Source organism: Mesorhizobium sp. M7A.F.Ca.US.014.04.1.1 (genome assembly GCF_003998745.1).
GTDB classification, from domain to species: domain Bacteria; phylum Pseudomonadota; class Alphaproteobacteria; order Rhizobiales; family Rhizobiaceae; genus Mesorhizobium; species Mesorhizobium ciceri.
Genome location: NZ_RZRW01000089.1, coordinates 1 through 14,203 on the forward strand (window position 1 = coordinate 1; position 14,203 = coordinate 14,203).

Genomic DNA, 14,203 nt, shown 5'->3' on the forward strand with positions numbered 1-14,203 from the left:
GCGCAGGCACGTAGCCATGCGCCGCCAGCTTGTTCAACGCGTCGTCCCAGGCGCCAAGCTGTGCTTCGCACGTCGCGCCCCAGATCCAGCCGATGCGATCGAACCAGGCGTCGATCGCCTCGACCTTGCAGAAAGCCTCGATGCCGCCGATCGCGGCTTCGGATGCCTTGATGATCGAAAGCGCGTCGGTTCCGTCGCGCAGGGCGACAAGCGCGCTGTATTTGGTCCATGCCGAAAGCACCATTCCGGAATTGCGGCCGCTCGGGCCACCACCACAAATGTCGCGCTCTAAAATGACAACATCGAAGCCTGGATTGTGCTCCTTGAGGCGGATGGCCGTCCACAATCCAAGATACCCGCCGCCGACGATGCAGATGTCGGCCTGCGTTGCCTCTTCGAGCGGAGGGGCAAGGTCTGGGTCCTCGGGCAGGACCTGCCGCAGCCAATGGCTTCGCCAAACAATGTCCTTTTCCGTCAGTTGCATCACGATGCGCCTCTGGCCGACAGGCGGCGCTCCACCAGCCTGACCCAAAGGCTGGCGCCAATCGGCAGGATTGCGTCGTTGAAGTCGTAGTTGGTGTCGTGAGCCGCAGCCTGATGCGCATCGTCGGCCTGGCCGAGCAAGAAATAGCAGCCCGGCCGCTGTTCCAACATGTAGCAGAAATCTTCAGAACCCATCTCGGGCGGCGGATCGACGACGAGACGTTCCGGTCCCAGCACCTCGTTCGCAATCGCGATCATCGCATCGGCCTGCGCCGGGGTGTTGATCGTCGGCGCGAAGGGCGTTTCATAGAGAATGTCGACGCTGGCGCCAAAAGCTTCAGCCTCGTTTTTCGCGATGCGGCGGATTGCCGTCTCCAGCGTCTTTTGAACCTGATGGTCGAAGGTGCGCACGGTGCCGGTCAGAAACGCCGTATCGGGGATGGTGTTGAAGGCTTCGCCTGCGCGCAGGCTGCCAACGGTGACGATTGCCGGAGCGTGCACATCGGTCAGGCGGCCGGGCAGGGCTTCGATTGCGAGCAGGATGCGCGCGGCGATGGGGAGTGGATTGATCGCCAGATGCGGTGTCGCCGCATGGCCGCCCCTGCCGTGGACGACGATCTCGAAGCGATCGGCCGCCGCGGCCACCGTTCCGCGGTGGACGGCGATCTCGCCGAGCGGCCGTTCGCAATTGTGCAGCGCGTAAACTTCATCGCAGGGGAAACGCTGGAAAAGGCCCTCATCCAGCATGGCAAGCGCCCCACCTCGACCCTCCTCGGCCGGCTGGAAGATGAAATGCACCGTGCCGGCGAAGTCGGGCGAGCGAACAAGTGCTGACGCTGCGCCGAGCAGCATTGTCGTGTGGCCGTCATGGCCGCAGCCATGCATCCTCCCGGGGACGCGGGACGCATGCGGCAGCGGCCGCGCCTCGGTCATCGGCAGGGCGTCCATATCGGCGCGAATGCTCAGGCTGCGACCAGCGCCGAGCCTGCCCCTGAGCGTGCCGACGACGCCTGTGCGGCCGACACCTTCGGTCGTCTCGATGCCCCACGAGCGCAGTTTGTCCGCCACGAAACGTGCCGTCTCGAACTCTTCGAAGCCGAGTTCTGGATTGGCATGCAGATGCCGCCGCCAGGCCGTCATCTCTGTCTCTAGTTGCTGCACCGAGGGTACCAGTCTCATGCCGATGCCTTTGCGCGAAGAGTTTGTGAGCGGCTCTGCAGGATGGCGATGACCACAAGCAGGATTGCCGAGAAAGCGATCAGCAGCACGGCGACGGCCGCGATGGCGGGACTGATGGACTCGCGCACCCCGGAGAATATCATGCGAGGCAAGGTTCGCTCTGCGCCCGTCGAGAGGAAACTTGCGACGACGACTTCGTCGAAAGAGATGATGAAGGCGATGATGGCCCCTGTAATGACGCCCGGCGCTATCAGCGGCAGCACTACCTTGAAGAATGTGCGCATGGTGCCGGCGCCGAGCGATGCCGCCGCGCGAACCAACGTCCGGTCGAAGGTCGAAAGGCTGGCGACGACAGTCGTCAGCATCACAGGCACGGCCATGGCCGTATGCACCAGAATGATCGATAGCTTGTTGCCAACGAGTCCCAGTGTGGCGAAGAATGAAAAGGCCGCGACGCCGACAATGACGACTGGCGTCACCAAGGGCGCGGCGATGATCGCATAGAGGATCCGTTTGCCGGCAAAATCGCCCCAGGCGAGCCCGATCGCCGCCGGTATGCCGAGCAGCAGCGCCAGAACCGTGGTGGACAGCGCGATGACGACCGAGTTCCACAGCGCGGTCGGCCAGCGCTGGTCGACCCACAGTTCGGCATACCAGCGCAGCGACCAGCCCGGCGTCGGAAACGCCAGCGAGTTGCTCGAGGTCAGCGACATGGGGATCACGATCAGCAGGGGCAGGATGATGAACGCCAGCAATGTCGCCGCATAGGCATACATCAGCCATTTCCGAAAGCGGTCGGCGCTCATGCGACATGCGCCTTGCGGCGGAAGAGGACGGACGCCGTCCAGAACAGGAATGCAAACAGGACGAGGATCATCAGCAGTTGCAACGAAAGCGCTGCACCCATGCCCCAGTTCAGTGTGCTGTTCGTGTAGAACGCTATGTAGCTGGAGATCATCTGGTCGGTCGGCCCGCCGACAAGCGTCGGGGTGATGTAGTAGCCGAGTGCGAAGACAAAAACGATCGCCCCGCCGGACAGGATTCCTGGCAGGATCAACGGCAACTGCACGCGGCGCCACGCTGTGAGCCACGGCGCGCCCAGTGACAGTGCCGCGCGCATATAGGTGGTCGGAACCCGCCGCATGACGGCGACGACGCAGAGCACCATCATGGGCAGCAGAACCTGAACCATTGCCACGTAGAGTGAAAAGCGTGTGTAAATGAGATTGAGCGGCTCGCTGACGATGCCGAGGCCAAGCAGCGTGGAATTCACGGGTCCGTTCTTCTGCAGCACGATGATCCAGATGACGGTGCGCACCAGCAGCGATGTCCAGAGCGGAAACAGGATCAGCGCGAACATGAGCTTCGACCAGGCCGGCGGCGCGCTGACAATTGCCTGCGCCAGCGGCACGGCGAGCACCGCGCAGATCACGGTCACCACGATGCTGATCCAGATCGTACGCAGCAGCGCGTCGACGAAGATGGCGCGATCGGCTGAAATGGCTTCGATCGAATTGTCCGCGCCTCGCTTCAGGTCAAGGCTCGCAAGCAGATAATAGTCCGTTCGCGCGCTTTGCTGACGCGCGATGACCTGCCAGAGATCGATATTTTTCCAGCCGGCCTGTTTGGAGAGCACCTCGTCGCGCACGGGACGCATAGTCAGCTTGCCGTCGGCCGCATCCTTTGCCGTCTTGATGACGAGGAAACGGCTGCCGACGACGCGCTGGTTCACGAGTTGCGCCAGTACGCCTTCCTTTCCGGCGCGCCGCGCGTCGGCCAGGTCCTCGACGAGTGCTGCAAAGACGGGTTCGCCAGGCAGGCCGCTATCTGCTTTCCAGCCTGCCAGAGCGGCAATTGTGTGCGGCAGGTTGTTCGAAAAATCCGAGTTGTCGACGGCCAGAGCGAGGAAGCGCGCCACCGGCCACAGAAACAGAATGACGACGAACAGGATAAGCGGGGCCGTCAACAGGGCGAGCATGCCGCCCCGTTGGCGCCGCTTTATAGCCGGCTTTGTCCCGACCAACATGCCTGGGTTACTTCGCGAGCCAAGCCTTGAAGCGTTCTTCCAGCGCTTCCTTGTGCTCGGTCCAGAAGTCGTTGTTATAGGCGGCGCCGTACTGGAGGTGCTCCGGCGACGTCGGCAGGTTGGCCTTCCAATCCGCGGGAATGAGGTCGGCGGCTTCCTTGCGGCCGGTGCCATAGGCATAGAGTTTCGAGAAGCCGGCCTGATTTTCAGGGATGGAGAACCACTTGAGGAGATCCAGCCCGCCCTGCTGGTGCGGTGCGCCCTTCACCACGGCCCAGTAGTCGGTGCCGTAGAAGAAGCCTGCGTCCCATGCGATGGCGTAGGGCTTTTTCTCGTTAATGGCTTCGTTGGTGATGCGTGCATTGAACGCGTCGCTGAGCGTCACTTCCCCGCTGTCGAGGTTCTGGATGCCCTGCGTCGTGGTGGACCACCAGACGACGTTCGGCTTGATCTTGTCGAGCATGGCGAAAGCCCGGTCGATACCTTCCGGCGTGGCCAGCACCTTGTACATGTCCTCGCGCTTAACGCCGTCGGCCATCAGCGCGTTTTCCAGCGTGAACTGCGCCTGCTGGTAGAGGCCACGCTTTCCCGGAAATTTCTCGACGTTCCAGAAATCCGCCCAGCTCTTCGGCGCGGCGTCGCCCTTGTAGACATTTGTGTTGTAGGCGAGGACCGTGGCCCAGGTATCGGACGCGACGCCGCATTCGTGCAGGGTGCCCGGCAAATAATTGGCCGCGTCGCCTGTGATTTCTGGCGTCAGCGGAATGAACAGGCCTTCGGCGCAGCCGACTTCCATGGCGGGCGCTTCGACCGAGACGACGTCATAGGTGATGTTGCCCGCCTGCACCTGGGCACGCACCTTGGCGACCTCGCCGCCCCACTCTTCCATGACGATCGGGACGCCCGTCTTTTCGGTGTACTTGTCCCAGACCCCATCCTTGTAGGCCTTGTCCCATGTACCACCCCAGCCGACTACCGTGACGGGGTCGGCCGCGGACGCGACCAAAGCCGAGGTCGCGAGGCAGATCGCGGCGGCAGATACGGCTTGCAGATAAGTCCTCATTGCAGTTCCCCTTTCTTATCGTTGTAGATTTGATCAAATTTCAAACGCAAAATTGATTGATTAGCAACAGGAATTTACGGTACGGTGTAAAAAAGTGAAAAAGCCAAAGGGATTTGATCGAATGCTGCAAGGCACTAGAGACGTGCGCGCCAATGTCAGTCTCGCTGCTGTTCTGGACGAGGCGCGACAGCGTTTCGCTGACGCAAACCCGAACAGCCGGGCGCGTCAGAACGAGGCCGCGGCATCGTTGCCGGGCGGCAATACGAGGGCTGTTCTATGGTATCGGCCATTCCCCGTATCGTTTGTTTCCGGTGAAGGCTGCAGGGTGACCGATCTGGACGGCCATACCTATGTCGACCTGGTCTCGGAATACAGTGCCGGTTTTTACGGCCACTCCGACAAGGCGATTTCGGCGGCCCTTGTGGACGTCATACAGGGTGGCATCATGTTGGGCGCACCCAACCGCTATGAGGCGCGCCTGGCTGCCGCGGTGGTCGACCGTTTTCCGGCCATCGAGCGCGTGCGCTTCTGCAACTCGGGCACCGAGGCGAACATCATGGCGATTTCGGCGGCTCGCGCCATCACGCAGCGCTCGAAGATCCTCGCCTTCCGCGAGGGCTATCATGGCGGCGTACTCACCTTCGCGCATGGCGGCTCACCGCTCAATTTGCCTTTCCCCTTTGTCTTCGCCGACTACAACGATAGTGCAGGCGCCGTGGCGCTCATCAAGGAACAGGGCGACGAACTTGCCGCGGTGATCGTCGAACCGATGATGGGCGGCGGCGGCTGCATCCCGGCGACGCGTGAGTTCCTGGAAGCGCTGCGCGCCGCGACGAAGGAGACCGGCGCGCTGCTGATCTTCGACGAGGTGATGACCTCGCGCCTCGACTACCGCGCGCTCCATGGCGCACATGAAATCTTTCCCGATTTCGTGACGCTCGGAAAGTACATCGGCGGCGGTGCGAGTTTTGGCGCATTCGGTGGACGCGCGGATCTCGTCGACCGCTTCGATCCTGCTTTGCCTGGTGCGTTTTCGCATGGCGGGACGTTCAACAACAATATTCTCAGCATGGCTGCTGGTTTGACCGGTCTGACGCAGGTGCTGACGCAAGAGGCGAGCCGCGCCATCAATTCGCGCGGCGATCGCTTGCGTGAAGCGATGAACGTCTCCCTTGAGCGGTATGGCGTCGAGGGCATCGTCATAGGGCGCGGGTCGTTGATGAACCTGCATTTCGTCAGGGGGCCGGTGGACACGCCGGCGCGGCTCGACGATGCCGATCCATCGGCGATTGCGCTTTGGCATATCGAGATGCTGTTGCGAGGGTACTACGTGACGCCGCGCGGCATGCTGGCGTTGTCACTGCCATTTGGCGACGCAGAACTCGACGGCTTCGCCGCCGCATTCGACGATTTCCTGTCGAGCAACCTCAAAATACTGCCGCGCCGGACAAACTGATGCTCGATCGCAAGGATGCCACTGCCGGCTCGGCCGCGCAAAAGACAGCTCATGTTCGTGTACATACGGGCTTGAAGGAGGCACTGATGAACGGTGACTTCCTGCCCGGCCAGAGACTGGTCGTACGACAGCTTGCCGAACAGTACCGGACCAGCGCCATGCCGGTGCGCGAGGCCTTGCGGCAACTCGTCAGCGACGAGGCGATGTTCGACCACCCAAATCGGGGCGTCATTGTCCCTGAGGCCACGGTGGCGCGTATTTCGGATCTGGTGCGTGTGCGCTGCAGCGTCGAAGGGACGGCGGCCGAGTGGGCCGCGACGACCATCACGCCCGAAGAACTCGATGAATTGGCGAAGCTGAACGGGCTGATGCGCGAATGCGTCGAGAGCAATGTCATGGCTAATTATCTCGGCCTGAACAGGCGCTTCCATTTCACGATGTACCATGCCGCGCGTTCACCTCTCATCCAGCAGATCATCGAGAAATTGTGGCTGCAGGCAGGACCGTTTCTGAACATCGTCCGCTCCGACGTGACCTACGGCCTGGGCCTGGACCATCACGACGAAATGCTCGCGGCGCTGCGTCGCGCCGATGGCGCGGCTGCGCGCAAGGCGCTGGTTGCCGATCTGCGCGAGGCCGCCGACATCATTCTTCGCGCCGCGGCGGCGGCTGAGGCTCAACCTGCGCGCAAACGCCCGGCTTCGGTACGCCGTGATCCGAAGGCGCAGGCGCGGTGATGGGCGGATCCCCGCATGGCCCGGTTCATGTCGAGTTTCGTGGCGTCAGCAAGCGCTACGGGCAGACCGTCCAGGCGGTGCGTCAGCTCGACCTGGAAATCATGCGCGGCGAATTCCTGACGCTGCTGGGGCCTTCGGGATCCGGCAAGACGACGGCGTTGATGATGCTTGCCGGATTCGAGGATACGACCGAGGGCGAAATCCTCATTGACGGTCAGCGCATCGACAACGTTCCCGCCAATCGTCGCGGCATCGGCATGGTGTTCCAGAACTACGCGCTTTTCCCGCACATGACGGTCGCCGAAAATCTGGCTTTCCCACTCGAGGTCCGCAAACTTGGCCGCGAGGAGGTGACGCAACGTGTCAGGAACGTTCTCGACATGGTCCAGTTGCCCGAATTCGGCAACCGGCGTCCGGCGCAGCTTTCGGGTGGGCAGCAACAACGCGTCGCGGTTGCCCGCGCCCTGATCTTCGAACCAAATCTTGTCCTGATGGACGAACCGCTCGGCGCCCTAGACAAGCAACTGCGCGAGCAGATGCAGTTCGAAATCAAGGAAATCCATGCCCGGCTTGGCGTCACGTTCGTTTATGTGACCCACGACCAGACCGAGGCGCTGACCATGTCCGACCGGATCGCGGTGTTCAGCGCCGGCCGCATCGAGCAGCTTTCGACACCACGCGAACTGTATGAGCGTCCGACGGGCAGCTTTGTGGCGAGCTTCATCGGCGAGAACAACCGCATGTCCGGCACCGTGCTTGCCGGCGGTGAAAATGGTGGCGTGGCCGTCCATCTCGACGATGGCGATCTGGTGTTGAACGCCATTTCCCCTGGCGCGACGCCCCCTACGGGCGCCAGGGTGACGCTGTCGATCAGGCCCGAGCGCATGTCCTTATTGCACGAAGGCTCCACCGCCCTCAACGTGATCGCGGCAACCGTCGTTCAGTCCGTCTATGTCGGCGATCACATCCGGCTCGTCGCTGTCACGGCGGGCGGCCTGAAATTCATTGTCAAGCTTGCCGCATCGTCGTCTCGGTCCGAACTCAATGCGGGCGAGGCGGTTCGATTGGGCTGTGGTCGTGAGGATTGCCTCGCTCTCGATAGATAACAACAAAAGGCAGACAAGGGAGAGTTCAACCATGAAGAAATCGCCGAAAGTCGTCATCACCTGTGCGGTCACCGGCTCGATCCACACGCCGACGATGAGCCCGTATCTGCCGATAACGCCGTCCGAGATCGTCGACGCCGCTGTCGGAGCAGCCGAAGCCGGGGCGTCGGTGATCCATCTGCATGCCCGCGATCCGGAGACCGGCAAGCCTACCCCTGATCCCAGGCTGTTTATGGATTTCCTGCCGCGCATCAAGCAGCAGACCGACGCCGTGATGAACATTTCCACCGGCGGCGGGCTGAAGATGACCCTCGAAGAGCGCCTTGAAGCGGCGCACGCTTCGAAGCCGGAACTCTGCTCGCTCAATATGGGATCTATGAATTTCGCCTTGCACCACATCGCGCCGAAATACACCGACTGGAAGTACGACTGGGAGAAGGGCTATCTGGAAGACACAAAGAAGGGCATCGTCTCCAACACGTTCGAGCAGATCGAGCGGATCATCGTCGAGGTCGGCCAGGCTTATGGCACGAAGTTCGAGTTCGAGTGCTACGATGTCAGTCACCTCTACACGCTTGCGCACTTTCTCGACCGCAAGCTGCTGAAGCCGCCGCTTTTCGTCCAGACGATCTTCGGGCTGCTGGGCGGTATCGGCGCCGACCCAGAAGACATGATGCACATGCGCAGGACGGCTGATCGGCTGTTCGGAGACGACTATCTCTGGTCGATCCTTGCCGCGGGCAAGCACCAGATAAATCTCTGCACGATGGGCGCGATCATGGGCGGCAATGTACGGGTCGGTTTGGAAGACAGCCTCTATGTCGGCAAGGGCACGCTCGCCAAGAGCAATGCCGAACAGGTGGCCAAGATAAAGCGCATTCTCAACGAGTTGTCGCTCGAAATCGCGACGCCCGACGAAGCCCGTCAACTGCTGGATCTCAAGGGCGCACATGAGGTCGGGTTTTGACGCCCCCCGGCATCGAAACCTATGTCGGCGTCGTGCATCCTTGGATGTGCGACGCGATGGGCCATCTCAACGTTCGTCATTATGTGGCGATGTTCGATGACGCCAGTTTCCAGTTGCTGGGCAGGATTGCCGATCCTCGTTTGACGCCGACCCTCGGCTGGGCGGATGTGAGGATGGAGATCGACTACGTGCATGAAACCGCGGTGGGAACTCTGGTCACCGTTCGCAGCGTTATAGAAAAGCTTGGGAAATCGTCGCTGACTTATCTGCATGAAATGCGCGGTACGCTGGACGGAGTCCTGCATGCGCGCATGCGCACCGTAACGGTGCGCTTCGATCTTCAAGCGCGGAGCAAGATCGAGATCGAAGGCGAGGCCCGGCAGGCGAGCGCGAAACTCCCGAGGGGTGAAGCCGGCAGCTTTGCGCCTCAAGTCGGTCGTTAAGACCAGCTTCGCCGTTTCCCGAAAGCCGACGTCATCGGACTACGCTGGCTTAAGATGACTGCGCCTCTAGACGGACGGCGGCGACAGGATGAAAAGCGCTTGCGCCTGCTTGGTGGCGGAACTGTTGCGGAAGGTGTGGAGGCGTCTTGGGTCGAAAGTCATGGCGTCGCCTTCGAGCAGGACGAACTCCTCGCCTTCGAGCAACACGGTCACGCTGCCCTCGACGACGAACACGAATTCCTCTTCCGAACGCCAGCTGTAGAGCTTGTCGCCGCCGGTGCCGCCCGGCGCCATGATCGACAGGATCGCCTGCGTCCGAACCGCGGATTTCGGGCTGAGCAGGAAGTCTAAAGGTCGGTGCCGCCGAGCACCGCCGGAGTGCGCGCGTCAACGCGGACGACAGCCGTGTTGTCATGCTGGAACAGGCTGCCGATCGTAATTCCAAGAATGTCGCACAGGCGAACGAGCGTTGCCACCGAGGGCGAGGCCTTGTCGCGTTCGACTTCGCTGAGAAAACCCTTGCTGACTTCAACGCCATCCGCCACGGCCTGGAGGGTAAGGTCCAGTTCGCGCCGTCGATTGCGCAGGGCATCACCGATGCGGGCCGTGGACGGCCTCTGGGTGCCACTCGTCATGATTGCGCTCTCAGCATGTTCAATCCCATACCGTCAGCTCGGTCCGCCGTACAAGCCGGAATTTTATGTGTTCTGTATAGAACAACTTTGTTGACTTATACAGAATTCCCCACCAGCATCCAGATGAATTTCGAGGAGGCGGCGGTGCCATGAGGCGAGCCTTCCCCGCCAGCATACGGATGAAGGAGCGATGATGAGCCAAGACGATATTGCCGAAGCCAGGCGCAGTTCGCAGAGTTGGTACTGGTGGGGCATCGCGACGTTTTTCCGCTGCCCGGTAGCGGAGACTCCGGCCGATGTGGATATCGGCCTGGTCGGCGTGCCGCACAGCTCCGGAAACGGCTCGACGGAGCGCGACCAACATCTTGGCCCGCGCGCGGTCCGCAACGTGTCGGGCTACTATCGCCGCTCGCACGGGGTGCACGGCTTTTCGCCATGGGATGCCGCCAAGATCAGCGATCTTGGCGACGTTCCCCTGCCCGAGGCCATGAACAACGAGGCCTGTGTCCGCGACATCGAAGCCTTCTACGCCCGGCTCGACGCCGCCGGCACAAACCCGGTTTCCATCGGCGGCGATCACTCGATCACCGGGCCTATCATCAAGGCCATCGCCGGACCGGGCCGGCGCCTGTCGGGAGGCCAGCCCTGCTCGCTGATCCATTTCGACGCGCACACCGATTCCTACGACAACATGCCCCACTGGCTTGGCGCGAAGCGTTCGGCGGCGCACTGGGCGGCCTATACGGCAAAGGAAGGTGCGGTCGACCCGGAACGCAGCATCCAGATCGGCATGCGCGGTCATCCGGCGGCGGATATCCACACCGGCGGCGTTGGCGGCTCGAGTCGCGCTCTGGGCTATCGGGTTGTTACGATGGACGAGTTCGAACGCTTGGGCATAGAGCGCATGGTGGAGATGATCCGCGAGCGGGTTGGCGATCGCCCCGCCTACATCACCTTCGATCTCGACAGCCTCGACCCCTCCGTCGCTCCCGGGGTTTCGAACCTCGAGCCGGGCTTCGGCGGCCTGACCATCCGCGAGGCGACGCGCCTTCTGCAAGGATTGAAGGGGCTCAACATCATCGGTGGGGACGTCGTCTGCCTGATGCCGACCAAGGACAGCCCCAACCAGATCACGGCGCAGGTCGCCATGGTGATGATGTACGAACTGATCTGCCTGATCGCCGCAAAGAATGCCGAGACGCACTGACGCGTGGCCTTGGCCGCTACAGGAGCGCGCCGACGCCATCGGTGATGGCGTCGCGGCTCGCGGCTCCGGACTTTCGATGCCGGTTGCCGATGCGGTGGCGCCATTCTTTCGCTGTCTCCTGTTCTCTTAAATGAATTATGTTGACTATTGACGAACTTTCGGCAAGCGTTCCTTGAGGCCGCCAAGAGCCCAAACTAGAGGTGAACCATGAACCGCAAGATCCTTCTACTCATCGCCCTCGCGGCCGCCACGCCGGCGGCAGCACAGCCGCCGAGCTTCGCCGCCGACGGTAAACTGCAAGCCTGCGTCGATCCCACTTTCCCGCCGATGGAATTCATCAAGACGGCGGGCGAGGCTCCCGTTGGCGTCGACATCGACGTCATCAAGGCGCTGGCCGCGCACTGGAAGGTCGACGCCAGTATCACGACGATGGACTTCAGCGGCCTGCTTCCCGGCCTGGAATCGAAGCGCTGCGACATCGTCATCAGCGGCGCTTTGCTGAAACCCGAACGGCTGGAGAAGCTGAGCGGCGTGCCTTATCTGAAGACCGGCGTCGTCATGATCGGCAAGGCCGACGATGCGTCCGCCTACAAGAGCTATGAGGATTTCTCCGGCAAGACCATCTCCGTCCAGTCCGGCACTTCCTATATAGGCCTGCTGGACAAGGTGAACGAGGACCTGGCCAAGGCCGGCCGCGACAAGATCACCATGCAGACCTATCCCAAGCAGACCGATGCGATGCAACAGGTGGTGCTGGGTCGCGCGGTCGCGACGATCAGCCAGGACACCGAATTCGCCTACCGCGACTTGCAGCAGCCCGGTGAGTTGAAGATCGTCTACTCGGCCGGCGCGCAGGATCAGTACGCGGCCTATTTCCGCAAGGATGAGGCTGACGCGGCGGCGGTCGCCGCTACTGTCAAGGAGCTTGCCGCGAACGGCACCATGAAGACCATCGCCGAGACGTGGAAGCTTCCGATGTCGACCATCAGTGGCATCGGTCAGTAACGGCGCGATCGGCAGGGTTCCGTGAGCTTTGACTTTGGCTTGTTCTGGTCGACACTTTTTTCCGGGACGTTCTTCAGGGCGGCGCTGGTAGCGCTCGCCCTGACAATACTCGCGCATGCGGCGGCGATCCTCCTGTCGCTGCCGCTTGCCTTGGCGCTCAACGGGCAAAACAAGGTGCTGCGCTGGGGAGCGACGGCCTATATCGCTGTTTTCCGCGCACTGCCGGCGCTTCTGCTGCTGCTGTTCGTCTGGAACGGCCTGCCGCAAATATGGCCGATCTTCCGCGAGACCTGGTTTTCGCCCTTCATCGCGGCCCTCCTGGCGCTGACGCTGAACGAGGCCGCCTATCAGGTCGAGATCAACAGGGCGGCGCTCAGCGCCGTCGAAGAAGGGCAGTTTCAGGCCGGCGCCGCACTTGGCCTGCGCAAGCCGCAAGTGTTCTTCCTGATCGTCGTGCCGCAGGCGCTGCGCATCGCCCTGCCGCCGACCGTCAACGAGTTCATCACGCTGCTCAAGACCACGTCGCTGGCCTCGGTGATCTCATTGACGGAACTGATGGCGGTCACCCAGCAAAGCGTCGCCTCAACGTTCCGCTATGCCGAGTTCTACGCCGTCACCTCCCTCTACTACCTGGCGATGGTCTATGTACTGATGATCCTGCAGAAGCGGATCGAACGGCGCTTCGCCTGGGCCAAGCCCCACGCGGCCGGAAACGATACCGACAAAGTGCCCCATCACGCATGACGGGCACAAAACGGTGGGCCGCAGCGTGCGGCACGCCATTGACATCCATCGACGCGACGGCATGACGCTGCTCCGAAAGGGCGCCAGATGCCTGAGCCGCGCAGCAATTCAGGGGGACGCGTAATGTCAGGGGCTAGTTCAGAACAGATGCCGGAACAGGCTGATGTCGTCATCGTCGGCGGCGGCATTGCCGGATGTTCGGTCGCCTATCACCTCACCAAGCTTGGCATCACCGACGTCGTACTGTGCGAGCGCAAGCAGCTGACATGCGGCACGACATGGCATGCCGCCGGCCTGGTGACGCAGTTGCGGGCGACGCGACAGATGACGGAGCTGGCGAAATACACCGGCGAGCTGTTCGGCCGCCTCGAAGCCGAAACCGGACAGGCCACCGGCTTCATGCAGCGCGGCTCGCTGCGTGTCGCCAACACCGAGGCGCGCTTCGAGGAGCTGGCACGCGGCGCCTGGATGGGGCGCAATTTCGGCCTGCCGGTCGACATGGTCACGCCCGGCGAGATCAAGGAACGCTGGAGCCCGGTCAACATCGACGGCATCGTCGGCGGCTTCTGGTTCCCCAATGATGGACAGGTCAACCCCACCGACGTCACCATGGCCTATGTCAAGGGCGCGCGCACCGGTGGCGCCTGCATTCTCGAAAACACGCCGGTCACGAAAATCCTGGTCGAGAACGGCCGCGTTTGCGGCGTGGTCACCGACAAGGGCGAGATCCGCGCCGACAAGGTGGTGATATGCGGTGGCATGTGGTCGCGCGATCTCGCGGCACAGATCGGCGTGACGCTGCCGCTGCACGCCGCCGAGCATTTCTACATCGTCACCGAGACCATCCCCGGCCTGCCCGCCAATTTGCCGGTGCTTTTCCTGGGCGACGAGTGCTCCTACTACAAGGAAGACGCCGGTAAGCTGCTGCTCGGCTGCTTCGAGCCGGTGGCCAAGCCGTGGGGCCATAACGGCATCTCGCCCGATTTCTGCTTCGACAGCCTGCCCGAGGACTTCGAGCATTTCGAACCGATCCTCGAAATGGCAACCAGGCGGGTGCCGCTGCTGGCGGATGTCGGCATCAAACTGTTCTTCAACGGACCGGAAAGCTTTACGCCGGATGACCGCTATCTGCTGGGCGAGACGGCTGAGGTC

Annotated in this window: 16 protein-coding genes; 9 read left to right on the top strand and 7 right to left on the bottom strand. The window is 62.2% G+C overall.

The annotated features are described in order from the left end of the window. The 5 genes from EOA22_RS08785 to EOA22_RS08805 form a co-directional block, all read right to left on the bottom strand. Positions 1-484: FAD-dependent oxidoreductase (locus tag EOA22_RS08785; protein ID WP_127389925.1), on the bottom strand; the 484-nt coding region annotated here is incomplete at its 3' end. Continuing rightward, entirely contained in the window at positions 484-1,662 is a 1,179-nt protein-coding gene (locus tag EOA22_RS08790; RefSeq protein WP_127389926.1) for a M20 aminoacylase family protein, read from the bottom strand. The genes EOA22_RS08785 and EOA22_RS08790, both read right to left, overlap by 1 nt. Then, positions 1,659-2,468, bottom strand: a complete 810-nt coding sequence (locus EOA22_RS08795; RefSeq protein ID WP_082826529.1) for an ABC transporter permease — start codon at positions 2,466-2,468, stop codon at positions 1,659-1,661. The genes EOA22_RS08790 and EOA22_RS08795 overlap by 4 nt, the downstream gene beginning before the upstream one ends. After that, positions 2,465-3,628, bottom strand: a complete 1,164-nt coding sequence (locus EOA22_RS08800; protein WP_164760936.1) for an ABC transporter permease — start codon at positions 3,626-3,628, stop codon at positions 2,465-2,467. The genes EOA22_RS08795 and EOA22_RS08800 overlap by 4 nt, the downstream gene beginning before the upstream one ends. A 67-nt stretch (positions 3,629-3,695) precedes the next feature. Further along, the gene (locus tag EOA22_RS08805) at positions 3,696-4,751 is read right to left on the bottom strand and encodes an ABC transporter substrate-binding protein (protein WP_063168759.1); all 1,056 of its coding nucleotides are present in this window, start codon (positions 4,749-4,751) and stop codon (positions 3,696-3,698) included. A 121-nt stretch (positions 4,752-4,872) separates the two neighbouring features. On the opposite strand from EOA22_RS08805, the gene EOA22_RS08810 reads away from it, so the two are divergent. Genes EOA22_RS08810 through EOA22_RS08830 form a run of 5 tightly spaced genes read left to right on the top strand, consistent with a single transcriptional unit; the run spans position 4,873 to position 9,460 of the window. After that, a complete protein-coding gene (locus EOA22_RS08810) occupies positions 4,873-6,207 on the top strand; it encodes an aminotransferase class III-fold pyridoxal phosphate-dependent enzyme (RefSeq protein ID WP_063168758.1) in 1,335 nt (444 codons plus the stop codon). Then, positions 6,207-6,944, top strand: a complete 738-nt coding sequence (locus EOA22_RS08815) for a GntR family transcriptional regulator (protein WP_063168757.1) — start codon at positions 6,207-6,209, stop codon at positions 6,942-6,944. The genes EOA22_RS08810 and EOA22_RS08815 overlap by 1 nt, the downstream gene beginning before the upstream one ends. Next, positions 6,944-8,050 (top strand): ABC transporter ATP-binding protein, encoded by a 1,107-nt coding sequence (locus tag EOA22_RS08820; protein WP_063168756.1) that lies wholly within the window; start codon positions 6,944-6,946, stop codon positions 8,048-8,050. The genes EOA22_RS08815 and EOA22_RS08820 overlap by 1 nt, the downstream gene beginning before the upstream one ends. A gap of 31 nt (positions 8,051-8,081) precedes the next feature. Further along, positions 8,082-9,017, top strand: coding sequence for a 3-keto-5-aminohexanoate cleavage protein (locus EOA22_RS08825; RefSeq protein ID WP_063168755.1), 936 nt, complete (start codon positions 8,082-8,084; stop codon positions 9,015-9,017). After that, positions 9,014-9,460 carry an acyl-CoA thioesterase gene (locus tag EOA22_RS08830; RefSeq protein ID WP_164745900.1) on the top strand — a complete coding sequence of 149 codons (447 nt, stop codon included), beginning with the start codon at positions 9,014-9,016 and terminating at the stop codon, positions 9,458-9,460. The genes EOA22_RS08825 and EOA22_RS08830 overlap by 4 nt, the downstream gene beginning before the upstream one ends. A 66-nt stretch (positions 9,461-9,526) precedes the next feature. On the opposite strand, the gene EOA22_RS38710 is transcribed toward EOA22_RS08830, so the two are convergent. Next, on the bottom strand, positions 9,527-9,754 hold the full coding sequence (locus tag EOA22_RS38710) for a cupin domain-containing protein (RefSeq protein WP_245478610.1): 228 nt from the start codon (positions 9,752-9,754) through the stop codon (positions 9,527-9,529). Between the two features lie 53 nt (positions 9,755-9,807). Continuing rightward, positions 9,808-10,095, bottom strand: a complete 288-nt coding sequence (locus EOA22_RS38715; protein ID WP_245478611.1) for a helix-turn-helix transcriptional regulator — start codon at positions 10,093-10,095, stop codon at positions 9,808-9,810. A gap of 193 nt (positions 10,096-10,288) precedes the next feature. Between EOA22_RS38715 and EOA22_RS08840 the strand changes: the two genes are divergently transcribed. The 4 genes from EOA22_RS08840 to EOA22_RS08855 all read left to right on the top strand — a co-directional run. After that, positions 10,289-11,302: an arginase family protein gene (locus EOA22_RS08840; RefSeq protein WP_063170311.1), complete on the top strand. Its 1,014-nt coding sequence runs from the start codon at positions 10,289-10,291 to the stop codon at positions 11,300-11,302. 207 nt (positions 11,303-11,509) lie between these two features. Beyond that, positions 11,510-12,307: a transporter substrate-binding domain-containing protein gene (locus EOA22_RS08845; RefSeq protein WP_063168753.1), complete on the top strand. Its 798-nt coding sequence runs from the start codon at positions 11,510-11,512 to the stop codon at positions 12,305-12,307. A gap of 21 nt (positions 12,308-12,328) precedes the next feature. Continuing rightward, positions 12,329-13,051 (top strand): amino acid ABC transporter permease, encoded by a 723-nt coding sequence (locus tag EOA22_RS08850; protein WP_063168752.1) that lies wholly within the window; start codon positions 12,329-12,331, stop codon positions 13,049-13,051. Between the two features lie 123 nt (positions 13,052-13,174). Further along, on the top strand, positions 13,175-14,203 hold a 1,029-nt coding region (locus EOA22_RS08855; RefSeq protein WP_245478612.1), incomplete at its 3' end, for an FAD-binding oxidoreductase.

Bases quoted from the DNA above. Each gene is read 5' to 3' on its own strand.
- EOA22_RS08845 (WP_063168753.1), top strand. From the start codon at position 11,510: ATGAACCGCAAGATCCTTCTACTCATCGCCCTCGCGGCCGCCACGCCG.
- EOA22_RS08825 (WP_063168755.1), top strand. From the start codon at position 8,082: ATGAAGAAATCGCCGAAAGTCGTCATCACCTGTGCGGTCACCGGCTCG.
- EOA22_RS08840 (WP_063170311.1), top strand. From the start codon at position 10,289: ATGAGCCAAGACGATATTGCCGAAGCCAGGCGCAGTTCGCAGAGTTGG.
- EOA22_RS08790 (WP_127389926.1), bottom strand. From the start codon at position 1,662: ATGAGACTGGTACCCTCGGTGCAGCAACTAGAGACAGAGATGACGGCC.
- EOA22_RS38710 (WP_245478610.1), bottom strand. From the start codon at position 9,754: ATGGCGCCGGGCGGCACCGGCGGCGACAAGCTCTACAGCTGGCGTTCG.
- EOA22_RS08795 (WP_082826529.1), bottom strand. From the start codon at position 2,468: ATGAGCGCCGACCGCTTTCGGAAATGGCTGATGTATGCCTATGCGGCG.
- EOA22_RS08820 (WP_063168756.1), top strand. From the start codon at position 6,944: ATGGGCGGATCCCCGCATGGCCCGGTTCATGTCGAGTTTCGTGGCGTC.
- EOA22_RS08805 (WP_063168759.1), bottom strand. From the start codon at position 4,751: ATGAGGACTTATCTGCAAGCCGTATCTGCCGCCGCGATCTGCCTCGCG.
- EOA22_RS08810 (WP_063168758.1), top strand. From the start codon at position 4,873: ATGCTGCAAGGCACTAGAGACGTGCGCGCCAATGTCAGTCTCGCTGCT.
- EOA22_RS08815 (WP_063168757.1), top strand. From the start codon at position 6,207: ATGCTCGATCGCAAGGATGCCACTGCCGGCTCGGCCGCGCAAAAGACA.
- EOA22_RS38715 (WP_245478611.1), bottom strand. From the start codon at position 10,095: ATGACGAGTGGCACCCAGAGGCCGTCCACGGCCCGCATCGGTGATGCC.